This window comes from Streptomyces sp. AC627_RSS907 (genome assembly GCF_019049165.1).
This window is the reverse complement of the sequence record NZ_JAGMUE010000010.1, coordinates 61,129-84,585: the sequence shown is the minus strand read 5'-3', so window position 1 is coordinate 84,585 and position 23,457 is coordinate 61,129. Positions and strand designations below refer to the sequence as shown.

The following is a 23,457-nucleotide window of genomic DNA, read 5'->3' as shown; positions in this document are numbered from 1 at the left end:
GCCGCCGCCGTCAATCCGCCGCACACGCATTGACCTGACCAGACCACCCCTCTTACGTTCGCCGAGCAGCCGTCCCGGCCACAGCGTCGTGCCCGTAGGAGGTCGTGCCCGTGCGTCCCACCGTCCGGTTCACCGCTCTGTTCACCCTCACCGCGCTCGCCTCCACCGCCCTCACCGCCTGCGGAAGCGGCTCCGGCAGCGATCCGGACACGGTGAAGGTCTCCTTCAAGCAGTCGACGGACAACTCCATCAAGGTGATGGACACGTATCTCGCCGGCGTCAAGAAGCAGTTCGAGAAGGCCAACCCGGGGAAGAAGGTCGACCTCGTCCCCATCAAGGCCCCGGACTCGGAGTACTACACCAAGCTCCAGCAGATGCTCCGCTCCCCCAAGACCGCGCCGGACCTGGTCTACGAGGACACCTTCCTCATCAACTCCGACATCACCAGCGGGTACTTGAAACCCCTCGACGACTACCTGGCGAAGTGGGAGGACTGGGACCGGTTCATCGACACCGCGAAGGCGGCGGCCAAGGGCGAGGACGGCAGGACGTACGGCGTCCCGGACGGCACCGACACCCGCGGGCTGTGGTTCAGCAAGGACGTCTTCGCCAAGGCCGGGCTGCCCGCCGACTGGCAGCCCAGGACGTGGGACGACGTGCTCGCCGCGGCCCGCGCGATCAAGGAGAAGGTGCCCGGAGTCGTCCCCCTCAACGTCTACACCGGCAAGCCGGCCGGTGAGGCCGCCACCATGCAGGGCTTCGAGATGCTGCTGTACGGCACGGGCGACGGGACCACGGACCCGCTCTACGACAAGGGCAGCAAGAAGTGGAAAGCAGCGGGCAAGGGCTTCGAGGACTCCCTGCGCTTCGTCGAGACCGTGTACAAGGAGAAGATCGGTCCGGAGGTCTCCGACGCCCTCGACCCCAACTTCGGCACCAAGGTGCGCGGTGAGCTGCTCCCGCAGGGCAGGCTCGGTATCGCTCTCGACGGCTCCTGGCTGCCGCAGGACTGGCTGGAGGGCAGCGGGCACGAGTGGCCCGAGTGGTCGAAGGAGCTGGGCCTGGCGGCCATGCCGACGCAGAACGGTCAGGCGCCGGGCCGGGTGAGCATGTCCGGAGGCTGGACCTGGGCGATCCCGGCCAAGGCGGCCAACCCCGATCTGGCCTTCGAGTTCATCAAGACGATGCAGACCAAGGCCAACGCCCGGAAGTGGTACGTCGCCAACTCGGGCATCGCGGTCCGCGAGGACGTCGCGGACGATCCCGCGTACGTCGACGCCCAGCCCGGCATCAGGTTCTTCACCGACCTCGTCGCCCACACCCACTACCGGCCCGCCTACCCGGCGTACCCGAAGGTCTCCGTCGCCATCCAGGAGGCCATGGAGGCCGTGACGACCGGTGACAAGTCGGTCGAGGAGGCGGCCCGCGGCTACGACGAGGCGCTGCGGGAGGCCACCGACGACCAGGTGGTCAGCAGGTGACCGCGGCCACGCCGCCGCACGCGGGCCCGGAGGTCCGCAAAGCCCCGCCGGTCCCCCAGGCCCCGCCCCCGGCCCGCCGCGCGCGGTCCGTCACCGCGCGCCGCTCCCTGCTGCGCGCCCTGCCCGTCTCCCCCGCCGTCGTCCTGCTGCTGCTCTTCCTCGCCGGCCCGATCGCCTACTGCGTCGTCATCGCCTTCACCGACCTCCAGCTCACCGGACAGGCCGAGGAGTCCTTCGTCGGCCTCGAGAACTTCCGGCGTGCGTTCCAGGACGAGGCGTTCCTCAACGCCGTCTGGCTGACCCTGGTGTTCACGGTGCTGTCGTCGCTGATCGGGCAGAACACCCTGGGGCTCGCGCTGGCGTCACTGATGCAGCGGGCCTCGAAGCCGGTCCGGACGCTGACCGGCGGCATCGTCGTCACGGCGTGGGTGCTGCCGGAGGTGGTGGCGGGCTTCCTGCTCTACGCCTTCTTCCGCCGTGAGGGCACCCTCAACGCCGTCCTGGCCTGGCTCCACCTGCCCTCCCAGAACTGGCTGTTCACGCTGCCGGTCCTGGCGGTGTCCTTCGCCAACGTCTGGCGGGGCACGGCGTTCTCGATGCTCGTCTACTCGGCTGCCCTGAACGAGATCCCGAAGGAGATCACCGAGGCCGCCGAGGTCGACGGGGCGAGCGGCTGGCGCCGGATGTGGCACATCACCCTGCCGATGATCCGCCGTTCCATCGGCACCAACCTCATGCTCAACACCCTGCAGACCCTGTCGGTCTTCGGGCTGATCTGGGTGATGACGCGCGGCGGGCCGAGCGGCAGGAGCCAGACCCTGCCGCTGTTCATGTACGAACAGGCCTTCCAGAACAGCCTGATCGGCTACGGCACGGCGGTGGCGCTGCTGCTGTTGCTGATCGGGGCGCTGTTCTCGGTCGTCTATCTGCGCCTGCTGCGGACGGAGATCTGACATGGCGTCCGCCTTCACGTCCCGCCGCGCCCCCGCCTCCCGCCGCACCCCCGCCGCCCGGCGGGGCAGGCGCCGGCTGGCCGCCGACGCCGGGCTGCTGGTGGTCGCCGCCGCCTTCGTGCTCCCGCTGGCCTGGGTGGTGCTGTCCGCCCTGGACCCGCACGCGAGCCTCAGGGTGAAGGCGCCCGACGGCCTGACGCTGGACAACTTCGACGCGGTCCTCACCCAGGACGTCACCTTCCGGCCACTGCTCAACAGCCTGATCCTGTGCGGCGGCGCGACCCTGCTGACGGTGGTGTGCGCGGCGCTCGCGGCGTATCCGCTCTCCCGTTTCCGGTCGCGGTTGAACCGGCCGTTCCTGCTGACCGTCCTGTTCGCGACCAGTCTGCCGATCACGGCGGTCATGGTGCCGGTCTACGCCCTCTTCGTGCGGGTGAACCTGATCGACACCATGCAGGGGACGATCTTCTTCTTCGCCGCCTCCCAGCTTCCCTTCGCCATCTGGCTGATGAAGAACTTCATGGACGGCGTGCCGAAGGAGCTGGAGGAGGCGGCGTGGACGGACGGGGCGTCGCCGTTCCAGTCGCTGCTGCGGATCGTGCTGCCGCTGATGGGGCCGGGGGTGGCGGTGGTGACGGTGTTCTCGTTCGTGATGATGTGGGGGAACTTCTTCGTCCCCTTCATGCTGCTGCTCACCCCGGACCAGATGCCCGCCTCGGTGAGCATCAACGACTTCTTCGGCAACCGGGGCATGGTGGCGTACGGACAGCTGGCCGCGTTCTCCATCGTCTACTCCACGCCGGTCGTCCTGCTGTACGTGCTGATCTCCCGGCGGCTGGGCGGGGGGTTCGCGCTGGGCGGGGCGGTCAAGGGGTGAGCGGCCCCAGGGGCGTCCGCGCCCGCCCCGCGGTCCCGTAGGTTCCTACGATCCGTATCGCTGGCCGAACAGCCCGTAGTCAGCGTCGCCGGGGGGCCCTACCGTGTGGCGCGTGCGCCGACCCTCATCCCACCCGGCCCCGTCGGGTCCCCCGTTCAACGCCCCCGCCGCCCGCCGGCTCCGCGCCGCCCTGAACATGGGGCCCGAGCACGTGGCCCACGGTATGCGGGTGTCGTACGGGCTGCCGTACGTCACTCCGGACCTCGTCCGCGCCTGGGAACGGGGGACGGCCTCCCCCGGGAACCAGGAGCTGACGGCGCTCGCGGGGGTGCTGTGGTGCTCGCCCGGTGACCTGACCGGCCGGCCGCAGACCCTGCGCGAGCACCGCGTCGCCCGCGGTCTGGCGCCGGAGGACGTGGCGCGTGCCGTCGGGCTCGCCCTCCCGGCCTACCTGCGGATGGAGGAGACGGACGGCTGGCGCGGCACCGACCGGCAGTCGGCCGCGCTCGCCGACGTGCTCGGCCTCACCCTGCCCGACTTCATGACCGTCACGGGACGGGCCGAGAAGCTCGCCGACCTGTTGTCGAGCGCCGTGACCAGGCGCTGGCAGGGGTACGTGCGCCCGATCGCCAAGCTGACCCCGCTGGACCGGCGCGTCCTGGAGAACGTCCTCCAGTCGCTGCACCAGGACTACCAGGGGCACGTGACCGCCACCCCTGGCCGGGGCGGCGACCCCGGCGCGGCGGGCCGCGACTTCCTCGACCGGGTCCTGGAGCACTTCTGGGCGGCGGTCGAGAGGCACCCGTAGGGCTTTCCCAGGCCTTTTCCAGCGGCGGTCTTGTCCCAGGCGGCGGTCTTGTCCAGGCGGCGGTTTTCCAGCGGCGGTCTAGAAGACCGACTCCGCCTCGTCCATCCGGTCCTTCGGCACCGTCTTCAGTGCGGTGACCGCCTCGGCCAGCGGCACCATCACGACGTCCGTGCCGCGCAGCGCCGTCATCCGGCCGAACTCGCCCCGGTGCGCGGCCTCCACCGCGTGCCAGCCGAAGCGGGTGGCGAGCACCCGGTCGTACGCGGTCGGCACGCCGCCGCGCTGGACGTGGCCGAGGATGACCGGCTTGGCCTCCTTGCCGAGCCTGCGCTCCAGCTCGTACGCCAGGGCCGTGCCGATGCCCTGGAAGCGCTCGTGGCCGAACTTGTCGATCGCGCCCTTGCCGTAGTCCATGGTGCCCTCGGCGGGGTGGGCGCCCTCGGCGACGCAGATCACGGCGAACTTCTTGCCGCGGGCGAAGCGCTCCTCGACCATCTTGACCAGGTCGGCGGGGTCGAAGGGGCGCTCGGGCAGGCAGATGCCGTGGGCGCCGGCGGCCATGCCGGACTCCAGGGCGATCCAGCCGGCGTGCCGGCCCATCACCTCGACGACCATCACCCGCTGGTGGGACTCGGCGGTGGTCTTCAGGCGGTCCATCGCCTCGGTCGCCACCCCGACGGCGGTGTCGAAGCCGAAGGTGCGGTCCGTGGAGGAGATGTCGTTGTCGATCGTCTTCGGCACGCCGACCACCGGCAGGCCCGCGTCCGACAGCATCCGGGCGGCGGTCAGCGTGCCCTCGCCGCCGATCGGGATCAGCGCGTCGATGCCGAAGTTCTGGATCATGTCCGAGGCGTTCTCGCAGGCCTCGCGGAGCCGGTCGCGCTCCAGCCGGGAGGAGCCGAGGATGGTGCCGCCGCGGGCCAGGATGCCGCTGACCGCGTTCAGGTCGAGGGAGCGGTAACGGCCGTCCAGGAGGCCCGCGTAACCGTCCTCGAAGCCGATGACCTCGTCGTCGTAGTTGTCGACCGCTCGGTGCACGACCGACCGGATCACTGCGTTCAGGCCGGGGCAGTCGCCGCCTGCGGTGAGAACTCCGATACGCATCGTGCTGTGTCTCCTGCTCGCTGTTGACACCGGTGAGCCGGCTTCGATTCTTTCACGTACCCCAAGAGGATGCCGCTTCCCCGCGGTCGGCACCTTAGCCGCCCTCGACCACGGCTCACTGACGGGCGCCTTATCTATAGGGAGAGGTATTGTCAAGAGGGTTCCGCTCACCCCGGTGGGCGATTTTTGTGCGGGAGACAGCCGCCACCACACGAACGACCCGACGGAACGGAGAGCACGGGTGACGCGCAGCGTGTACGTGACCGGTATCGACCGCGGTGACGGCCGCCAGGTCGTCGAGTTGGGGGTCATGGAGCTCCTGACCCGGCAGGTCGACCGGGTCGGCGTCTTCCGTCCCCTGGTCCACGACGGGCCCGACCGGCTCTTCGAGCTGCTGCGCGCCCGCTACCGGCTCACGCAGGACCCGGCGACCGTCTACGGCATGGACTACCGCGAGGCCTCCGCGCTCCAGGCCGAACAGGGCACGGACGAGCTGCTGTCCGCCCTGGTCGACCGGTTCCACCTGGTCGCCCGCGACTACGACGTCGTCCTGGTCCTCGGCACCGACTTCGCCGACACCCAGCTCCCGGACGAGCTCTCGCTGAACGCACGGCTGGCCAACGAGTTCGGCGCCTCGGTCATCCCGGTCGTCGGCGGCCGCAAGCAGCCCGCGGAGTCGGTGCTCGCCGAGACCGTCAACGCCTTCCGGGCCTACGACGGGCTGGGCTGCGACGTCCTGGCCATGGTGACCAACCGGGTGGCCCGCGAGGACCGGGACGGCATCGCCGAGGGGCTCGCGAACCGGCTGCCGGTGCCGTGCTGGGTCGTGCCCGACGAGCCCGCCCTGTCGGCGCCGACCGTCTCCCAGATCGCGCACTCCCTCGGCGCCGAGGTGGTCCTCGGCGACGACTCGGGGCTGGCCCGCGACGCGCTGGACTTCGTCTTCGGCGGGGCCATGCTGCCCAACCTGCTGGGCGCCCTGACCCCGGGCTGCCTGGTCGTCACCCCCGGCGACCGCGCCGACCTGGTGATCGGCACGCTGGCCGCGCACAGCGCCGGCACCCCGCCGATAGCCGGCGTCCTGCTGACCCTGAACGAGGTGCCCGGCGAGAGCATCCTCACCCTCGCCACCCGCCTCGCCCCGGGCACGCCGGTGCTCTCGGTGCCCGGCAACAGCTTCCCCACCGCCGAGCGGCTGTTCTCCCTGGAGGGCAAGCTGAACGCGGCCACCCCGCGCAAGGCGGAGACGGCTCTCGGCCTCTTCGAGCGGTACGTCGACACCGCCGACCTCAGCAAGCGGGTCTCGGCCCCCAGCGGCGACCGGGTCACGCCGATGATGTTCGAGCACAAGCTGCTGGAGCAGGCCCGCTCCGACCTGCGACGGGTCGTCCTCCCGGAGGGCACCGAGGAACGGGTGCTGCACGCGGCCGAGGTGCTGCTGCGCCGGGGCGTGTGCGAGCTGACGCTGCTCGGGCCCGTCGAACAGATCCGCAAGAAGGCCGCCGACCTGGGCATCGACCTCGGCGCCGCCCAGCTGATCGACCCGGCCGTGTCCGAGCTGCGCGACTCCTTCGCCGAGAAGTACGCCGCCCTGCGCGCCCACAAGGGCGTCACCGTGGAGCTGGCCTACGACGTCGTCTCCGACGTCAACTACTTCGGCACGCTGATGGTGCAGGAGGGGCTGGCCGACGGCATGGTGTCGGGGTCCGTGCACTCGACGGCGGCGACGATCCGTCCGGCCTTCGAGATCATCAAGACCAAGCCGGACGCCTCGATCGTCTCGTCCGTCTTCTTCATGTGCCTGGCCGACAAGGTCCTGGTCTACGGCGACTGCGCCGTCAACCCGGACCCGAACGCCGAGCAGCTGGCCGACATCGCGACCCAGTCGGCGTCGACGGCGGCGCAGTTCGGGGTGGATCCGCGGATCGCGATGCTGTCGTACTCGACGGGCACGTCCGGTTCCGGCGCCGACGTCGAGAAGGTGCGCGAGGCGACGGAGATCGTCCGCTCCCACCGGCCCGACCTGCGCGTCGAGGGACCGATCCAGTACGACGCCGCCGTCGAGCCGTCGGTCGCGGCGACCAAGCTGCCCGGCTCCGCGGTCGCCGGTCAGGCCAGCGTGCTGATCTTCCCCGACCTGAACACCGGCAACAACACGTACAAGGCCGTGCAGCGCTCGGCCGGCGCGATCGCCGTGGGCCCCGTCCTCCAGGGGCTGCGCAAGCCGGTCAACGACCTGTCCCGGGGCGCGCTCGTCCAGGACATCGTCAACACCGTCGCCATCACGGCGATCCAGGCCCAGCAGTCCCCCAGCGAGAAGGCGGACGACCAGTGAGCCAGACCCGCGTCCTCGTCCTCAACTCCGGCTCCTCGTCGGTCAAGTACCAGCTCATCGACATGCGCGACCACCACCGGCTGGCGGTGGGGCTCGTCGAGCGGATCGGTGAGGAGACCGCGCGGCTCAGGCACACCCCGACGGGTGGCGAGACGCGTGAGCGGACCGGTTCCGTCCCCGACCACGACGCCGCGCTGAAGGCGGTGGCGGCGGAGCTGGCCAAGGACGGCCTCGGCCTGGACTCGCCCGAGCTGGCCGCGGTCGGGCACCGGGTGGTGCACGGCGGGAAGCGCTTCACCGCGCCGACCGTCGTCGACGACGCCGTGCTCGCCGAGATCGAGCGGCTCATCCCGGTCGCGCCGCTGCACAACCCCGCCAACCTCACCGGCATCCGCACCGCGCAGGCGCTGCGCCCGGACCTGCCGCAGGTCGCCGTCTTCGACACCGCCTTCCACACGACGATGCCGGAGTCCGCCGCCCGCTACGCCATCGACGTCGAGACCGCCGACGCGCACCGCGTCCGGCGCTACGGGTTCCACGGCACCTCGCACGCGTACGTCTCCCGCGAGACCGCGAAGCTGCTGGGCAGGACGCCGGAGGAGGTGAACGTCATCGTGCTGCACCTGGGCAACGGGGCGTCCGCCTCGGCGGTGCGGGGCGGGCGGTGCGTGGACACCTCCATGGGGCTGACGCCTTTGGAGGGGCTCGTGATGGGTACGCGCTCGGGAGACATGGACCCGGCCGTCATCTTCCATTTGATGCGTGTTGGTGGAATGTCCGCCGACGAGATCGACACTCTTCTCAACAAGAGGAGCGGTCTGATCGGTCTGTGCGGCGACAACGACATGCGGGAGATCCGCCGCCGCGTGGACGCCGGCGACGAGCGGGCGCGGCTGGCGTTCGACATCTACATTCACCGGCTGAAGAAGTACATCGGCGCCTATTACGCCGTCCTCGGGCGGGTGGACGCGGTGGCCTTCACGGCCGGGGTCGGCGAGAACTCGGCGCCGGTGCGGGAGGCCGCCCTGGCGGGCCTCGAAGGGCTCGGCCTGGCGGTCGACGGCGAGCTGAACGCCGCGCGCGGCGACGGGGCCCGGCTGATCTCGCCCGCGGACGCGCGGGTGGCGGTGGCCGTGGTGCCGACGGACGAGGAAATGGAGATCGCGAGGCAGAGCTACGCACTCGTAAATGATTCGGTGAATCTCACCTGAGCGGCATCCCGCCCTTTTGTATTTTCCGCCAGACGGAATATTCCGCAGCGAAACAAACCGTTAGGATCGCCCCATGCGCCGTTCGAAAATCGTCTGTACTCTCGGCCCCGCGGTCGACTCCCACGAGCAGCTCGTCGCGCTGATCGAGGCCGGCATGAACGTGGCCCGCTTCAACTTCAGCCACGGCTCCCACGCCGAGCACCAGGGCCGGTACGACCGGGTCCGGGCCGCCGCCAAGGAGACCGGCCGGGCCATCGGCGTCCTCGCCGACCTGCAGGGCCCGAAGATCCGCCTGGAGACCTTCGCCGAGGGCCCCGTCGAGCTGGTGCGGGGTGACGAGTTCACCATCACCACCGAGGACGTGCCGGGCGACAGGACGATCTGCGGCACGACGTACAAGGGCCTGCCCGGCGACGTCGCCAAGGGCGACCAGGTGCTCATCAACGACGGCAACGTCGAGCTGAAGGTCACCGAGGTCGAGGGCCCCCGCGTCCGGACGATCGTCATCGAGGGCGGCGTCATCTCCGACCACAAGGGCATCAACCTGCCCGGTGCGGCCGTGAACGTGCCCGCGCTGAGCGAGAAGGACGTCGAGGACCTCCGCTTCGCCCTCCGCATGGGCTGCGACCTGGTCGCCCTCTCCTTCGTCCGGGACGCCAAGGACGTCGCCGACGTGCACCGGGTGATGGACGAGGAAGGCCGCCGCGTCCCCGTCATCGCCAAGGTGGAGAAGCCGCAGGCCGTCGAGAACATGGAGGACGTCGTGATGGCGTTCGACGGTGTGATGGTCGCGCGCGGCGACCTCGCCGTCGAGTACCCGCTCGAGAAGGTCCCCATGGTGCAGAAGCGCCTGATCGAGCTGTGCCGGCGCAACGCCAAGCCGGTGATCGTGGCGACCCAGATGATGGAGTCGATGATCACCAACTCCCGGCCGACCCGCGCCGAGGCCTCCGACGTGGCCAACGCGATCCTGGACGGCGCGGACGCGGTCATGCTCTCGGCGGAGTCGTCGGTGGGCGCGTACCCGATCGAGACCGTCAAGACGATGTCGAAGATCGTCACGGCGGCCGAGCAGGAGCTGCTGTCCAAGGGCCTGCAGCCGCTGGTGCCGGGCAAGAAGCCGCGCACGCAGGGCGGTTCGGTGGCCCGTGCCGCCGCCGAGATCGCCGACTTCCTCGGCGGCAAGGGCCTGGTGGCCTTCACCCAGTCCGGTGACACGGCCCGTCGGCTCTCCCGCTACCGCGCGGCCCAGCCGATCCTCGCCTTCACCACCGACGAGTCGACCCGCAACCAACTGGCGCTGAGCTGGGGCGTGGAGCCGCACGTGGTGCCGTTCGTGAACAGCACGGACGAGATGGTCGACCTGGTGGACCAGGAGACGATGCGCCTCGGCCGGTTCAGCGACGGCGACGTCGTCGTGATCACCGCCGGTTCGCCCCCCGGCGTCCCCGGCACCACCAACATGGTCCGCGTGCACCACCTGGGCGAGACGCGGCGCGGCTGACGCCCGCGCACACCGCCGCGCACACGCCGTACGGCGCCGAGGGCGCCCCCTGTCACAGGGGGCGCCCTCGGCGTGTGGTGCGGCTCCCGAACGGGTCTGCGGGCGGGCTCAGCCGGTGACGTACTGCTGCAGCCCGGGGATGTGCAGGGTGCCGCCGAACTGACCGGCCTGGACGACCGTCACCTTCGTGAAGTAGATCAGCGGGATGTCCAGCGGCGGCGGGTGCTCCGGGTCGAAGGTGAGCGGGATCAGCCCGAGCAGGTTGCCCGAGATGCTCTCGGTGTACATCACCGTGTCGCCGCCGGTGATCGTGGACTTCGAGCCCTTGGCCGCCTGCACGTGGTAGGTCTTGCCGGACGCCTCGTCCTTGACGGTCTGGTGCAGGTCGCCGATGTCGGTGCCGTCGGAGACGACGTACTTCAGCACCTTCTTGGTGGTGCCGTTGGCCGTCCTCACCTCGACGATGCCCTTGTAGGAGGCGCCCTTGAGCGTCAGGGAGCTGGCGTTGAGCCGCCAGGGCTCGTCGGGCAGCAGGACGGGGTTGTCGACGCCGCCCTCCGCGTCCGTGGCGACCGGGCAGTCCTCCGGGTCCGCGGACGCGCTGCCGGACGGGTCGGGGGAGGCGGTGGCGTCGCCCGCGTCCTTGTCCTTCTTCGCCTTCTCGACGGCCTTCTTCGTCGCCTCCGCCGCCTTCTCGGCCGTCTCCCGGGTGACCCCGGCCGAACCGGCGGTCTCCCGGGTGTCCCCGGCCGCGCCGGTCGTGTCCTCCACGTCCCCGGCCGTGCCGGTGGGCTTCCCGGTCGTGTCCTCCACGGTGCCGGACGCGTCCTCGGAGGCGCTCTCGGAGGCCGACGCGGAGGGGGCCGGCGCCGGGCTCTCCCCGGTCTTCGCGCCGCCGGTGAAAATGCCCTCGATGGCGTCGCCGAGGCCGTCGAGCAGGCCGCCGCCCCTGCTCTCGGACGGCGAGGGGGACGCCGTCCCCCGGCTCTGCGCCTGCTGCGAGGCGGAGGGGGCGGGGCCGGGGCCGGCCTTGTCGTCGGAACCTGAATCCGACGAAGAGGACGAACCCGTGCCCTTGTCCGTGTCCTTGACGTCCGTGTCCCTCGCGTCCGGGTCCGTGACCTCCGGGTCCCCGGCGTCCGGACCCTTGGCGCCGTCGTCCGGCGCCCCGGTGTCGTCCTTGCCGTCCCCGGCGGCCCCGGACGCCGACGCCGACGCCGACGGCTCGGGAGACGCGGAGGTCTTCTCCTCGGCCTCCTCCAGGGCCGCCATGCAGGCCTTGTACTCCTCGGCCGTCAGGCTGTTGGCCGGCGGCGTCCCGTCGTCGCCGTCGGCGAGCGCCAGGGTCGGCGTGAACCCCATCCCCATGAGGACCGCCGTCGGCATCGCCGCGAGGGCTATGGCCTTGCCCCTCGGCATGTGGAATCTCGTGAAGAGCGGCTTCTTCGGTGCCGCGTGACGCGGCCCGGTTCTGGCACGGCCGGGGGCCGCGGCACTCCGGTCGCGGGCCTCGTCAGCCGACACGGTACCCCCCGGTGCGCTCCGCGGCCCGGGGCCCGTCCGCCGCCCCGTCGCCGGCCTCGTACGCGGTGTGCGGGTCTCCCGGCGCGGCGTCGGCGCCCCGCGGAAGATCCTCCGCGACCCCGTCGGCCGCGGGTCCGCCGGAGGGGTCCGGCCGCCCGGGTTCCTCGGGCTTCGCCCGGCCGGGCGCCCAGGAGACGCTGAGCGCGCCGCCGATCATCGCGAGCAGGTAGCCGATCAGGAAGCCGCCGATGTTGGAGACCACCAGGGACACCAGGGCGAGGAGGATCGCCGCGACTCCCGCGAAGATGCGCGTCGCCGACTGGAACCACATCGTCAGCCCCAGCGTGATGAGCAGCACGCCGATGATCAGCGAGCCCGCGCCGGCGGTCGTCGCCATGGCGATCGACATGTTGCCCAGCTTGAGCGTGGCGTAGGGGAAGTAGGCGATGGGCACCCCGCCCAGCAGGGTCAGCAGGCCCGCCCAGAACGGCCGGCTGCCCCGCCAGGCGCGGAATCGCAGACGCAGCCGGGTGAAGTTCCCGGCGCTCTGGACCGGAGTCTCGGCACTCATGGAAAAACAGCTCCCTGGTCCGGTGAACGTACGTATCGGCTCGGCCTAGGCGTGGAGAAGCCGGAAAGGTCGGGTTGTGTGCGAGCACCCGCCGCACGGCAGCGGGGCGGTGCGGCGGGGGCGGGGAAGCGGTCGCCTCCCCGCCCCTCCCCGGCGGTTCAGCCGGCCGGGGACACCTCACGGGCGAAGACCCGTCAGAAACACTCCATCTTGGGGTCCGCGCCGAGACGCATCTTCAGGCCGCTGAGCTTGAAGGTGCCGGCCGTGGTCGCCCACGCCGTCTGCTCGACTCCCTTGAGTTCCGCCTTCTCCGCCTGCTGGGCGAAGGCACCGTGCTTGACGCTCGGATCCTTCACCTTCGGGCCGCGGGTCTTGTCCCCGGCGGCCACACCGATGTCGATGTTGGTGAAGGTGGCGTCGGCGTCGAGCTGGGCGACGTCGATGTAGAGGTTCTTGGCCTCGACCTTGTGGTCCTTGTCCGGACCGGCCTCGAGACGGAGGTAGATCGACTTCCCTATGAGCGGGATCTCCGTCTTGACGGACTGGCACATCTTGGTGATCTCGGCACGCTTGAACGAGGAGATCGCGACCGGACGCTTGGTCTTCTTGTCACCCTCGATCGAGGTGTAGCCGGAGTCGAGGCCGCCGTACTGGGCGAAGCCCCACCCCTCGAGACGCTCCGCCTTGACCTTGAACTCCTGGCCGGACACGCTGAACGACGCCGCGAGGGCGCCCTGCGCAAGTCCGATGCCCACGGCCGCCGTGGCGGCCACGCTGGGCACCATCACCACGGCGAACCGCTTCCATCTGGTCCCGCCACGCACCTGGGACTCCATATTTCCTCCTTCTCGGACGTACATCTCCTGGCCTCGGCCCGCCCCCGGATCGGCGGCTCGGCCGGGCAGGGATGGGAGAAGTGCTACGTCCTCGGGAAGGAGAGCGCCCGCGCTCGGCGGCACGTACCACGCACCCGAATCACCGGCGATCACCCCCGAGCGACAACCACTGGTCGCGCCTGACACGCATCACGCACAACCCTGCTGGACAGGCTTCGCCGGGTGGGCGAAGACCCCCCTGCCCAAGAACCGGCTCCACTGCCGCCGGCTCTGCTCGGTGGGGACCCAGGAAGCCCCGCGACCCGACTGGCTTTTCGGGGTACGGGAATGGACCGAGCGTCGCCGATCGTGGTGCATTCTCGCCGCCGACACAAGGGGGTTCATTACTCGCTGGTAACGGCCGGAGGGGAACGGCGCGACGTACCGGCCCCGAACGGCGACGCTGGGTGTGCCTCAAGGGCGGAACAAAAATGTCGATCGCCGGACAGAACCCGACAGATCGACGCCGCTGACTTACTGGCAGTAACAGCGGCCGCGTTTACCAAGATTTAGTAAAGCGCGGCCGCACTGGCGTCCCGTCGACAGCTCCTTCACACGGGTATCACCCGCCGACCGGTCGGCGACCGGTCGGCGGAAACGGCCGAAATCCGCTCAGAACAACGCGCGGGCGAGCGCCCTGCGCGCGGCGGCCACCCGCGGATCGTCCGCGCCGACCACCTCGAACAGCTCCAGCAGCCGCAGACGTACGGCGTCCCGGTCGTCCCCCGCGGTGACGCGCACCGTGTCGATCAGGCGCCCGAAGGCGTCCTCCACGTGACCGCCCACCAGGTCCAGGTCGGCGGCGGCGATCTGCGCCTGGGCGTCGCCCGGCTTGTCGGCCGCGTCCTGACGCACCCGCTGCGGGTCGGCGTCCTGCACGCGCTGGAGCAACTCGGCCTGCGCCAGCCCCAGTTTGGCCTCGGTGTTACCGGGGTCGTCGGCCAGTACGTTCTTGTACGCCTGGACGGCACCGGCCAGGTCGCCCGCGTCCAGCGCCCGCACGGCGGCCTCGAGCGCCGCGTCGTGCGGCCCGGCCGGACGCTCGGGGGCGGCGGCGGGCCGGTCCCCCGGCTCCGCCTCGGGGTCGACGGCGAGACCGGTCAGCCCGAAGCGCTGCTCGGCGACCTGCACCAGCTGGTCCAGGGTCTGGCGGATCTGCGTCTCGCCGGCGGCCCCCTGGAAGAGCGGCAGTGCCTGGCCGGCGACGACCGCGAACACCGCCGGGATGCCCTGCACGCCGAACTGCTGCATCAGCATCTGGTTGGCGTCGACATCGATCTTGGCGAGGAGGAAGCGCCCGTTGTACTCGACGGCGAGCCGCTCCAGGACCGGGCTCAACTGCTTGCAGGGCTCACACCACTCGGCCCAGAAGTCGATGACGACCGGGACCTCGGTGGACCGCTGCAGGACATCGCTCTCGAAGCCGGCCTCGTCGACGTCGATGACGAGATCGGCCGGGGAGACGGCCCCCGTCCCACCGTGCCGGGCCGCCTCGGCGCGCGCCTGCTCCGCCTTCACCTTGGCCTCCTGGGCCGCCTTCACCGCGGCGAGGTCGACGACCCCGCTCATGGACATGTTCCGTGGCTGCATGGGCCTATCCTCCCCCGTACTCCGCGCGTGCGTGAAAAGCGGGTCGAAAGCCCGCCCTGAAGTGTTCGATCGGCGCCGGGTCCCCACCCCACGCCCATGGTCGTCGCTCGGGCACGAGCGGACCCGCGCTTTCGCTACGCCCCGTAGCGTAATGCCAGGACGGGCTACCGGAACAGCCCACTCCAGTGATCTGCCTCACGCCCGCACGTCGGGTACCCGCCGGTTACCCGCCGGTTAAGGTCGGGGAATGCAGAGCAGTACCCCCGCCGGGCGTGCCGGGCGCCCGCGCAGCGCCGCGGCGGACACCGCGATCCTGGCCGCGACGCGGGCGGCGCTGGTCGACCTCGGCTGGTCGAAGCTCACCCTGGGAGACGTGGCAACGCGTGCCGGGGTTGCCAAGACGACGCTCTATCGTCGCTGGGCGGGCAAGAACGAACTGGTGGTCGACGCGGTCGCCGAGCTCTTCGACGAGCTCCGCCTCCCCGACTGCGGCTCCCTGGCCGCCGACATCGAGGGCGTGGTGCTCCAGTTCGCGGCGATCCTGGCCCGCCCGGAGGCCAGGAGCGGCCTGATGGCGGTGGTCGCCGAGTCCACCCTCGACGACGCGCTGCGCGAGCGCATCCGCACCTCGATCGTCGAGCGGCAGAAGCGGCTGGTGCTGGAGGGCAGGGCCCGCGCCGAGGCCCGGGGCGAGCTGCCGCCCGAGCCGGACGCCGCGGAGGCGGCCCGCACGGTGGATCTGATCTTCGACGTGGTCGCGGGCGCGGTGGTGCACCGCACGCTGGTCAGCGCGGAGACCGCGGACGAGGAGTGGGTACGCGGCCTGACCCGCGTCCTGCTGACGGGGCTGGCCGGCCCGGAGCAGGACCGGGCCGGTCCCGGGTGAGGCCCGGCTCCTGCCAGGCCCGAGCCCGCGAGCGGGCCGGGTGGTGGACCCGGAGACCGGTGACGCAGGGGCCGAGGGCCCCGGTCAGAAGCCCGGCGGCTCCGTGTACACCCCCCACTCCTCGCGCAGCACCCCGCAGATCTCGCCGAGCGTCGCCTCGGCGCGTACGGCGTCCAGCATCGGCTCGATCATGTTGCCGCCGGACCGGGCCGCGGCGAGCATGCCGTCCAGCGCCCTGCGGACGGCCGCGTCGTCGCGGGCGGCCCTGCGCTCGCCCAGGACCCGTACCTGCTCGCGCTCGACCTCGTGGCTGACGCGCAGGATCTCCAGGTCGCCGGTGACCGAGCCGGTGTGCACGTTGACACCGACGACCTTCTTGTCGTCCTTCTCCAGGGACTGCTGGTAGCGGAAGGCGGACTCGGCTATCTCGCCGGTGAACCAGCCGTCCTCGATGCCGCGCAGGATCCCGGAGGTCATGGGCCCGATGGGGTGCCGCCCGTCGGGGTGGGCCCTCAGTCCCCGCTCCCTGATGTGGTCGAAGATCTTCTCGGCGTCCGCCTCGATCCGGTCCGTGAGCTGCTCGACGAACCAGGAGCCCCCCAGCGGGTCGGCGACGTTGGCGACGCCGGTCTCCTCCATCAGCACCTGCTGGGTGCGCAGGGCGATCTCCGCCGCCTGCTCGCTGGGCAGGGCGAGGGTCTCGTCCAGGGCGTTGGTGTGCAGGGAGTTCGTCCCGCCGAGCACCGCCGCCAGCGCCTCCACGGCGGTGCGCACCACGTTGTTGTACGGCTGCTGGGCGGTGAGCGAGACGCCGGCGGTCTGCGTGTGGAAGCGCAGCCACTGCGCCTTGTCGCTCCGCGCGCCGTACACGTCCCGCATCCAGCGGGCCCAGATGCGCCGGGCGGCGCGGAACTTGGCGATCTCCTCGAAGAAGTCGACGTGCGCGTCGAAGAAGAAGGACAGGCCGGGCGCGAAGACGTCCACGTCCAGCCCGCGCGAGAGCCCCAGCTCCACGTACCCGAAGCCGTCCGCCAGCGTGTACGCCAGCTCCTGCGCGGCCGTCGCCCCGGCCTCGCGGATGTGGTAGCCGGAGACGGAGAGCGGCTTGTAGGCGGGGATGCCGGCCGCGCAGTACTCCATCAGGTCGCCGATCAGGCGCAGGTGCGGCTCGGGCTGGAAGAGCCACTCCTTCTGGGCGATGTACTCCTTGAAGATGTCGGTCTGCAGCGTGCCGTTGAGCACGGAGGCGTCGACACCCTGGCGTTCGGCGGCGACCAGGTACATGCAGAAGACGGGGACGGCGGGCCCGCTGATCGTCATGGAGGTCGTCACGTCACCGAGCGGGATGTCCTTGAACAGGACCTCCATGTCGGCGGCCGAGTCGATGGCCACGCCGCAGTGGCCGACCTCGCCGAGCGAGCGCGGGTCGTCGGAGTCGCGGCCCATCAGGGTCGGCATGTCGAAGGCGACCGAGAGCCCGCCGCCGCCGTTGCGGAGGATCATCTTGTAGCGCTCGTTGGTCTGCTCGGCGTTGCCGAACCCCGCGAACTGCCGGATGGTCCAGGTCCGCCCCCGGTAGCCGGTCGGATGCAGGCCGCGGGTGAAGGGGTACTCCCCCGGCCAGCCGATCCGCTCGAAGCCCTGGTAGACGTCCCCGGGCCGGGGCCCGTACACCGGGTCCACGGGATCGCCGGAGAGCGTGGTGAAGTCCGCGTCGCGCTTGCGCGCCGCGTCGTACCGGGCCTGCCAGCGAAGGCGGCCCTCCTCTATGGCGTCAGCGTCCATACCTTCGAATTTACTAGGACGTCCAAGTAAATGTCGATGGGGAACCGCCGTACGGGTGTCCGTACGGCGGCGGGGGCTGCCTACGCCTTGGCGACCGCGGGCGCGTTCTCGGCCGCGACCTTGGCGTCCAGCTCCTGGCTGACCTTGCGCTCCACGAAGAACGCGGCCGTCGGAATCGTCCCGGCCAGCAGCACCCACAGCTGCTTGCTGACCTTCCACTTCGCCTTGGCGCCCAGGTCGAAGGCGAAGACGAGGTAGACGACGTACAGCCAGCCGTGCGCGATGCTGACGATGCGGGTGAAGTCGGCGGCACCGTCCATGTCCAGCAGGTACTTGGCGATCATGCCGAGGCAGAGCAGGACCAACAGCACACCGGTGACGTACGCCATGACCCGGTAGCGGGTCAGCACGCTCTTTTTCATGCGACGAGCGTAACCGTCCGTTTCGCGCGATCTTCGAGCGGGCCCGCCGACGCGCTCACGTGTCGTCGAAGACGCTTGGGCCTCGGGAAGATGCGGGCCATCGGATTGCGGTGGCGATCATCGGGTGGTGCCCTCCGGCCACAGGACCCGCACCGGGACACCCCTGCGCTCCGCGTAGGAGACCACATCTGCGGTACCGCCGAAGCCTCGGGCGGGCTTGCCGTCCCACACCGCAAGGAGTTCGTCGGACAGACTCACGAGGATCTCCGAGCCTGCCATGTGCGCCTCGGGCGTCGACTCGTCCATGCCGGTTTCGTGGACGTCGGACGCCTGCCCCAGCAGGTCGTCATAGGCGGCGTGGTGCCACTCCGGGAGTGCATCTCGGTATCCAGCCGCCGGCATGACCACCTCAAGTCGACCACCGTGCTTCACCACGGCTTCCGCGAACCAAGCGTCGGGGCCGTCCGCGATGCACGAAACGCCGACCAGGTCGGCGGCGTCGTAGGCGTTCACCGCCTCGTCGAGCATCTCCCGCACACGTCGCTCCACGCCCACGCCGAGTCCACGATGACCGGTGATTCCCACCCGCATGCCTGTCCTCCTAGAGATAGACGCCGTACAAGCGCTCGTCGAAGTCGCGCACCACCTTGGGTGGTGCGTTGGTTGTGAAGGTACGGCGCACAGCGCGGGCCCGTTCCACGATGCGCCCGGACTTGTACGCCACCCCGGCGTCGAGTGCACGCCGGGCGAGGGCGAACGCCGATTCGACGCGTCCGGCGGCGAGGTGTCCGGCGGCGATGTCGAGCATCAGGAGCGCGCGCTGCTTCGCGTGGCCGGCGGCCAGCGCCTCCGCATCGTCCGACAGCACCCAGGCGGCCAGACCGAGTCGCGCCCCGCAGGTCACGCGGCACGCGGTCACCTTCGCCGGGTCGAAGGTGAAGACCCAGGGCCAGGGAGGCGGATCCTCCGGCAGCGCCTCGGCTGCCGCACGGCTCGCGGTCAGCGCCCGGTCAGTCGAGCGGCGGTCACCGTCGGCGGCATGGGCGAGGGCTTCCACGGACAGCAGCCACGCCTCCGCGACCGGCGGCCGACGGTCCCCGAGGACCCGCCGGGCCCGTCGGGCGAGGTTCAGGGCCTCGGTACCGTTCCCCATGTGTGCCTCGAACTGGGCCAGGCTGCCCGTCTGGTAGGCCGCCAGAAGCGGGTCCCCGGACGATCGAGCCGCCTTGACCGCGGAGCCGTACCAGATGCGCGCGGACCCGTGGTCGCCCATGTCCCACGCCAGCCACCCGGCGAGGCTCGCGGCCTCGCTGCCGACCGCCGCAAGCCGATTGCGGTCGCCGTCACCCGTCGCCGCGCCGGTGATGCTCTGGATCAGCCGCATGTGTGACTTCACGGCCTCGGAGAGATCACGGGAGGGTGTGGCTCCGTCGAGCCTCCGGTACGCCGATGTCGACAGCCGCAGCGCGGCGGCCTGCCCGCTCCCCGGACCGGCCTTGTCGGGCAATGCGGCCAGTACCGGCGTCGCCGCTGTCGCCGCGACGCCGCCGAGGAATCCTCGTCGGTCCACTTCATCATCACCGTTCACATACCCCTGTGGGCGACTGTCCGCGAGCCCCACCAGCGCTGGTGGAATGCTCAGGTGTGCGGACGCCGCTGCCAGGACACGTCCGTGCTGTATGTACGCGCGCCGCGCTTCTCCAGCCGGGAGACGGCCGACTGTGAGAGACCGATCGCCCCGCCGAGTTCCGCTTGGGTCATGCGCCGGTCCTGCCGGACAAGCTCGATGACCTTGCCGTAGTCCCCCGTCCGGGATGCCTCCCGAATCGCTGTCGCCTGCCACTTCACCGGCACACCCCCACGTTACGAGCCCCCACGGCACCGTGCGCCTGCCCGTACCCACTCAGCTCATATTTGTATGCAGGTGCCGCATCTGTGATGGTCCCACAGCGCTGAGTAGTCGTTGACTGGCCATCAGGACAGCAACGAGCCCCGCGCCACGGGCCGTTCTGGACTCGGCGACCGCCCCTTGCCTCTTGGAGGGGACAGCCGCCACATCCCCAGCCGCCCGAGCGTAAGGCCGCGATGACCCGCATGACGGCAAGACGATCAGCACCCACCGTCCCGCAACTGCACGCCCATGGGACCGGGTATCCGGGCTACAGCGTGTCCCTCGCCTGCCTACCCCTCAGCGCGGCCCTGGCACGCCGGTCAGCGCGGACCACGATGAAGTGCTGGGGCCTGTCCGAAGACCTGACGACGGACGCCGAGCTGATCGCTTGCGAGCTGGTCACCAACGCGATCCGGCATTCGGGCCACCGCAACGCGCAGGAACCTGGTCACTGCCGTCTGACGCTGGAGCGCCCGGCCCCGTCCTCGGTCCGGATCGAGGTCTCCGACAGTTCCATGACCCGTCCGGTGAAGCGCGAGCCGGGCGAGGACGAAACCGGTGGCCGCGGACTGGTCCTTGTGGAGGCCCTCGCCGTCGACTGGGGCGTGACCCGCCATCCGGTCGGCAAGACCGTCTGGGCCCTGCTGAGAGCCGAACCGTGAGCGGGTCCCACGCGCACCCGGAACCACCGAGTCGCCCCGGCCCGGCCCTGTGCCGTCCTGGCACTTCGGTCGTGAACAGCGTGCAGGCGCGCGCACGCCGCTGTGGGGCCCGGTCATGACCAGTGGGCGAATCACCCGCCACGGTACCTATTGCCGTGACTCTGGTGACCCGGGCGGGGCGGACGTCATATCCCCCGTCCCGCCCATCGGGCGGGACGGCACGGCATCACTCGACACGACCATCGGAGGACAACACATGACCATCCCGATCCTGTCGCCCTCGCCTTCGCCCGCCACCGACTGGACGGCGCTGCAGAACTTCGCCGCACTGCGCGGGCAGTTCCGGGTCTCCCTGACGCCGCTGTGCAACGAAGCATGCTGGTTCTGCCACAACGAAGGAGACGTACCGCCACCCCACACCCGGCTGCACCGCGAGGACCGCCCGCGCCCCGGAGAGCTGACGGCCGCCGACTACCTCACAGTGCTCCGTGACGTCATCGCCGCCGGACTGAAGCGCGTCTACTTCACCGGTGGTGAGCCACTCCTCTCCCCGCTGGCCAGGCCGGTACTCACGGAACTTCCCGACGCAGGCGCCGATGGTTCCTACACGCTGATCACGAACGGCAGTCTCGTCCGCCGCCATGCGGAGTGGCTGTCCACCACTCGCCTGAACAAGGTAAAGGTCTCCCTGCACTACTTTTCGGACGACAGCCTGTACGAGATCGCGGGCGTGCGGTTCGGCATCAACCAGATCCTCAGCGGCATCGACGCAGCCCGGGACCTGTTCGAACGCGTAGAGCTGAACACGTTGCTTCAGCGCGAGAACGCGCACGAGGTCCTGCCCATCCTCGACTACGCCCTGGAACGACGGCTCCCGGTGCAGTTCATCGAACTGGTGAACACCGACTTCAACGAGGCCCATCGCGACTCCGCCGTCACCGCTGAGGGACTCATCCAGCACCTCCGTACCCTCACCACGGACGAGCGCACCGAGATCGCCGGAGTCGGCCAGGGCCGCCGCGTCTTCCGCGTCGACGGCGTAGAGATCGACATCATCCAGCGGGACCTGGGACGCCATCATGTCGGACAGTGCGGTGCCTGTCCCCTCAAACCGCGATGCGTCGAGGGCTTCTGGTCGCTACGCATGGACCACGCCGGCGGAGTACAGCCGTGCCTCCTGCGTGATGACCTGCGCCTGGACCTCCGGCTTCTCCTCGCCGAACAGGCCAACACCGCTTCGGCGATCGCCCGCCACCTGTCCGCTTTCACCGAGGGCACCTTGTGAGCCCCCTGTACGGCGCCTACACGCCCGGCGCTCCCCTCCGCAGGAACGGCCCGTTCATCGTCCTGGAAGGGATCTCCGGCATCGGGAAATCCACCCTTGCCCGCCTTCTCGCACAGCGCCTGAACGCCAGAACCCTGCACACCGTGCCCGACTTCTACATGCCGTGGGCACCGGTCATGAACGCGAACACGCGCGCCCTGCCACAGTTCGCGTTCTATCTTTCCGGCGTCCTCCACGCCTCCGACATCGTCCGGAACCACCTGGAACGCGGGGCCGTCGTCTCCGACCGCTATGTGTCGTCGGTGCTCGCGTACCACTCTGCCGTCCACGAACTCGACATGGCCCAAGTCGCGGAACTCCTCGTCCCGTTCCGCCCGTACCTACCCGCTCCCGACCGCACGTTCTATCTGCGATGCACAAACCGAACGCTCCACACCCGAATGGCCGGCAAGAAGGACTACAACCAGGACGACCACGACATGATCACGGTCCCCGGACGCCTGGAACGCCTCCGCTCGAACTTCGACAAAGCAGCGGCAGACGACCCCACGGCCGTCATCATCGACACAGACGACCGCACACCCGGTGAACTCGCCGACACCATCACCGCCCACCTGACAGAACTGAGCACATGACCAACACCCCGGATCTACAGGACGCGTCCGTCATCGTCGCCCTCGACGAGGGCGGACGTGTCGCCGTCCTCAGCTCCCGCAACTCCCGGCACGGAGGAATGTTCCTCCCTGGAGGCAGACGGGACCCCGGTGAGCAACCCGAGCAGTGTGCCCGCCGCGAGCTTCGGGAAGAAGCGGGTGTCACCGCCGCGAAGTGGCGTCACCTCGGCACCTACGCCATCACCCTCGGAAGCGCCGCCCGGATGTCCCTCTACCTTGCTGAAGAACTCTCCCTCGGCCCTCAAGAACTCAATGACACTGAAAAAGACTTCAAGCTCACCTGGTGGCCCCTCGCCGACGCCGTCACCGCAGCCGCCGAAGGGCGCTTCCTCCTGCCCGCCGGTCCCCTCGCGCTCCTGCTCGTCAACCGGTTGTTCAAGAACAGCGCTTGACCGCTACTCCCCTGCCGCGAACGGAACTACTAGCGGCATCTTCCGATCGACTGCTGCGATACCCCTCACTCCTCCGCGAAATCCCCCGCGGCGACCCGCAGCGGTCTGAGCATCGCGAAGATCTCGCCGCACTCCTCGGCGTCGTACGCGCCCAGGCCGAAGTCCATCGCCATCAGGTCGCGGGTGGCCGACTCGACGACCTCGCGGCCCTTGTCGGTGATGGTGGCGAGCGTGCCGCGGCCGTCGTTGGGGTTGGGGCGCTTGGCGACCAGGCCGGACCGCACCAGCCGGTCGACGGTGTTCGTCACCGAGGTGGGGTGCACCATGAGCCGCTCGCCGATCTTGGACATCGGCAGCTCGCCCGACTTGGAGAAGGTCAGCAGCACCAGCGCCTCGTACCGCGCGAAGGTCAGCCCGTACGGCTTGACCACCGCGTCCACCTCGGCCAGCAGGATCTGGTGCGCCCGCATGATCGAGGTGATCGCGGCCATGGAGGGGACACTGCCCCAGCGCTGCTTCCAGAGCTCGTCGGCGCGGGCGATGGGATCGAAGGAGAGACTGAGGGGCTTCGGCACGGCACCAGACCTTACCGGCCGGTCACATGCCGGTCAGCCCCGTCTCGCCCTT

23 protein-coding genes are annotated in these 23,457 nt (G+C 70.3%); 12 read left to right on the top strand and 11 right to left on the bottom strand.

Features of this window, described 5'->3' with window-relative positions:
• Window positions 1-110: 110 nt before the first annotated feature.
• From KUM32_RS03300 to KUM32_RS03285, 4 genes are all read left to right on the top strand, one after another.
• Window positions 111-1,481, top strand: a complete 1,371-nt coding sequence (locus KUM32_RS03300; protein ID WP_217140236.1) for an extracellular solute-binding protein — start codon at window positions 111-113, stop codon at window positions 1,479-1,481.
• The gene (locus KUM32_RS03295; RefSeq protein WP_217140235.1) at window positions 1,478-2,434 is read left to right on the top strand and encodes a carbohydrate ABC transporter permease; all 957 of its coding nucleotides are present in this window, start codon (window positions 1,478-1,480) and stop codon (window positions 2,432-2,434) included. Before KUM32_RS03300 ends, KUM32_RS03295 begins: the two co-directional genes overlap by 4 nt.
• Before the next feature lies 1 nt (window position 2,435).
• On the top strand, window positions 2,436-3,311 hold the full coding sequence (locus tag KUM32_RS03290; protein ID WP_217140234.1) for a carbohydrate ABC transporter permease: 876 nt from the start codon (window positions 2,436-2,438) through the stop codon (window positions 3,309-3,311).
• Window positions 3,312-3,414: 103 nt separating this feature from the next.
• Entirely contained in the window at window positions 3,415-4,119 is a 705-nt protein-coding gene (locus KUM32_RS03285) for a helix-turn-helix transcriptional regulator (protein WP_217140233.1), read from the top strand.
• Between the two features lie 78 nt (window positions 4,120-4,197).
• Here the strand turns inward: KUM32_RS03285 and KUM32_RS03280 are convergent, their stop codons facing one another.
• On the bottom strand, window positions 4,198-5,223 hold the full coding sequence (locus KUM32_RS03280) for an ATP-dependent 6-phosphofructokinase (protein ID WP_217140232.1): 1,026 nt from the start codon (window positions 5,221-5,223) through the stop codon (window positions 4,198-4,200).
• Window positions 5,224-5,464: 241 nt separating this feature from the next.
• On the opposite strand from KUM32_RS03280, the gene pta reads away from it, so the two are divergent.
• From pta to pyk, 3 genes are all read left to right on the top strand, one after another.
• Window positions 5,465-7,558 carry a phosphate acetyltransferase gene (gene pta / locus KUM32_RS03275; protein WP_217140231.1) on the top strand — a complete coding sequence of 698 codons (2,094 nt, stop codon included), beginning with the start codon at window positions 5,465-5,467 and terminating at the stop codon, window positions 7,556-7,558.
• Complete coding sequence (locus tag KUM32_RS03270) at window positions 7,555-8,769, top strand: acetate kinase (RefSeq protein ID WP_217140230.1); 1,215 nt, start codon at window positions 7,555-7,557, stop codon at window positions 8,767-8,769. Before pta ends, KUM32_RS03270 begins: the two co-directional genes overlap by 4 nt.
• Window positions 8,770-8,842: 73 nt before the next feature.
• Window positions 8,843-10,273, top strand: coding sequence for a pyruvate kinase (gene pyk / locus KUM32_RS03265; RefSeq protein ID WP_217140229.1), 1,431 nt, complete (start codon window positions 8,843-8,845; stop codon window positions 10,271-10,273).
• Between the two features lie 108 nt (window positions 10,274-10,381).
• Here pyk and KUM32_RS03260 read toward each other — a convergent pair whose 3' ends face one another.
• From KUM32_RS03260 to KUM32_RS03245, 4 genes are all read right to left on the bottom strand, one after another.
• Window positions 10,382-11,692, bottom strand: a complete 1,311-nt coding sequence (locus tag KUM32_RS03260) for a hypothetical protein (RefSeq protein WP_254404957.1) — start codon at window positions 11,690-11,692, stop codon at window positions 10,382-10,384.
• A 94-nt stretch (window positions 11,693-11,786) separates the two neighbouring features.
• Entirely contained in the window at window positions 11,787-12,368 is a 582-nt protein-coding gene (locus KUM32_RS03255) for a DUF6114 domain-containing protein (protein WP_217140227.1), read from the bottom strand.
• Window positions 12,369-12,562: 194 nt separating this feature from the next.
• Entirely contained in the window at window positions 12,563-13,204 is a 642-nt protein-coding gene (locus tag KUM32_RS03250; protein WP_217140226.1) for a DUF6230 family protein, read from the bottom strand.
• Window positions 13,205-13,855: 651 nt separating this feature from the next.
• Window positions 13,856-14,833 carry a tetratricopeptide repeat protein gene (locus KUM32_RS03245; protein ID WP_217140225.1) on the bottom strand — a complete coding sequence of 326 codons (978 nt, stop codon included), beginning with the start codon at window positions 14,831-14,833 and terminating at the stop codon, window positions 13,856-13,858.
• Window positions 14,834-15,080: 247 nt separating this feature from the next.
• On the opposite strand from KUM32_RS03245, the gene KUM32_RS03240 reads away from it, so the two are divergent.
• Window positions 15,081-15,719, top strand: coding sequence for a TetR/AcrR family transcriptional regulator (locus tag KUM32_RS03240; protein ID WP_217140224.1), 639 nt, complete (start codon window positions 15,081-15,083; stop codon window positions 15,717-15,719).
• 84 nt (window positions 15,720-15,803) lie between these two features.
• On the opposite strand, the gene KUM32_RS03235 is transcribed toward KUM32_RS03240, so the two are convergent.
• From KUM32_RS03235 to KUM32_RS43185, 5 genes are all read right to left on the bottom strand, one after another.
• The gene (locus KUM32_RS03235) at window positions 15,804-17,504 is read right to left on the bottom strand and encodes a methylmalonyl-CoA mutase (RefSeq protein WP_217140223.1); all 1,701 of its coding nucleotides are present in this window, start codon (window positions 17,502-17,504) and stop codon (window positions 15,804-15,806) included.
• An 80-nt stretch (window positions 17,505-17,584) separates the two neighbouring features.
• Window positions 17,585-17,926, bottom strand: coding sequence for a DUF3817 domain-containing protein (locus KUM32_RS03230; RefSeq protein WP_217140222.1), 342 nt, complete (start codon window positions 17,924-17,926; stop codon window positions 17,585-17,587).
• A 117-nt stretch (window positions 17,927-18,043) separates the two neighbouring features.
• Window positions 18,044-18,517, bottom strand: coding sequence for a hypothetical protein (locus KUM32_RS03225; RefSeq protein ID WP_217140221.1), 474 nt, complete (start codon window positions 18,515-18,517; stop codon window positions 18,044-18,046).
• A 10-nt stretch (window positions 18,518-18,527) separates the two neighbouring features.
• Complete coding sequence (locus KUM32_RS03220; protein WP_308408581.1) at window positions 18,528-19,496, bottom strand: DNA-binding protein; 969 nt, start codon at window positions 19,494-19,496, stop codon at window positions 18,528-18,530.
• A gap of 68 nt (window positions 19,497-19,564) precedes the next feature.
• Window positions 19,565-19,687, bottom strand: a complete 123-nt coding sequence (locus KUM32_RS43185; RefSeq protein ID WP_254404956.1) for a hypothetical protein — start codon at window positions 19,685-19,687, stop codon at window positions 19,565-19,567.
• A gap of 333 nt (window positions 19,688-20,020) precedes the next feature.
• On the opposite strand from KUM32_RS43185, the gene KUM32_RS03215 reads away from it, so the two are divergent.
• From KUM32_RS03215 to KUM32_RS03200, 4 genes are all read left to right on the top strand, one after another.
• On the top strand, window positions 20,021-20,479 hold the full coding sequence (locus KUM32_RS03215) for an ATP-binding protein (protein ID WP_217140220.1): 459 nt from the start codon (window positions 20,021-20,023) through the stop codon (window positions 20,477-20,479).
• 256 nt (window positions 20,480-20,735) lie between these two features.
• Window positions 20,736-21,764 (top strand): radical SAM protein, encoded by a 1,029-nt coding sequence (locus tag KUM32_RS03210; RefSeq protein ID WP_217140219.1) that lies wholly within the window; start codon window positions 20,736-20,738, stop codon window positions 21,762-21,764.
• Window positions 21,761-22,399: an AAA family ATPase gene (locus tag KUM32_RS03205; protein ID WP_217140218.1), complete on the top strand. Its 639-nt coding sequence runs from the start codon at window positions 21,761-21,763 to the stop codon at window positions 22,397-22,399. The genes KUM32_RS03210 and KUM32_RS03205 overlap by 4 nt, the downstream gene beginning before the upstream one ends.
• Window positions 22,396-22,830, top strand: a complete 435-nt coding sequence (locus tag KUM32_RS03200; protein ID WP_217140217.1) for an NUDIX hydrolase — start codon at window positions 22,396-22,398, stop codon at window positions 22,828-22,830. The genes KUM32_RS03205 and KUM32_RS03200 overlap by 4 nt, the downstream gene beginning before the upstream one ends.
• A 65-nt stretch (window positions 22,831-22,895) precedes the next feature.
• Here KUM32_RS03200 and KUM32_RS03195 read toward each other — a convergent pair whose 3' ends face one another.
• On the bottom strand, window positions 22,896-23,405 hold the full coding sequence (locus KUM32_RS03195; protein ID WP_217140216.1) for a MarR family winged helix-turn-helix transcriptional regulator: 510 nt from the start codon (window positions 23,403-23,405) through the stop codon (window positions 22,896-22,898).
• Window positions 23,406-23,457 lie beyond the last annotated feature (52 nt).

Coding starts and splice junctions, on each gene's coding strand:
- KUM32_RS03290 (WP_217140234.1), top strand. CDS start 2,436: ATGGCGTCCGCCTTCACGTCCCGCCGCGCCCCCGCCTCCCGCCGCACC.
- KUM32_RS03280 (WP_217140232.1), bottom strand. CDS start 5,223: ATGCGTATCGGAGTTCTCACCGCAGGCGGCGACTGCCCCGGCCTGAAC.
- pyk (WP_217140229.1), top strand. CDS start 8,843: ATGCGCCGTTCGAAAATCGTCTGTACTCTCGGCCCCGCGGTCGACTCC.
- KUM32_RS03260 (WP_254404957.1), bottom strand. CDS start 11,692: ATGCCGAGGGGCAAGGCCATAGCCCTCGCGGCGATGCCGACGGCGGTC.
- KUM32_RS03255 (WP_217140227.1), bottom strand. CDS start 12,368: ATGAGTGCCGAGACTCCGGTCCAGAGCGCCGGGAACTTCACCCGGCTG.
- KUM32_RS03250 (WP_217140226.1), bottom strand. CDS start 13,204: ATGGAGTCCCAGGTGCGTGGCGGGACCAGATGGAAGCGGTTCGCCGTG.
- KUM32_RS03245 (WP_217140225.1), bottom strand. CDS start 14,833: ATGCAGCCACGGAACATGTCCATGAGCGGGGTCGTCGACCTCGCCGCG.
- KUM32_RS03240 (WP_217140224.1), top strand. CDS start 15,081: ATGCAGAGCAGTACCCCCGCCGGGCGTGCCGGGCGCCCGCGCAGCGCC.
- KUM32_RS03235 (WP_217140223.1), bottom strand. CDS start 17,504: ATGGACGCTGACGCCATAGAGGAGGGCCGCCTTCGCTGGCAGGCCCGG.
- KUM32_RS03230 (WP_217140222.1), bottom strand. CDS start 17,926: ATGAAAAAGAGCGTGCTGACCCGCTACCGGGTCATGGCGTACGTCACC.
- KUM32_RS03225 (WP_217140221.1), bottom strand. CDS start 18,517: ATGCGGGTGGGAATCACCGGTCATCGTGGACTCGGCGTGGGCGTGGAG.
- KUM32_RS43185 (WP_254404956.1), bottom strand. CDS start 19,687: ATGACCCAAGCGGAACTCGGCGGGGCGATCGGTCTCTCACAGTCGGCC.
- KUM32_RS03215 (WP_217140220.1), top strand. CDS start 20,021: ATGACGGCAAGACGATCAGCACCCACCGTCCCGCAACTGCACGCCCAT.
- KUM32_RS03210 (WP_217140219.1), top strand. CDS start 20,736: ATGACCATCCCGATCCTGTCGCCCTCGCCTTCGCCCGCCACCGACTGG.
- KUM32_RS03200 (WP_217140217.1), top strand. CDS start 22,396: ATGACCAACACCCCGGATCTACAGGACGCGTCCGTCATCGTCGCCCTC.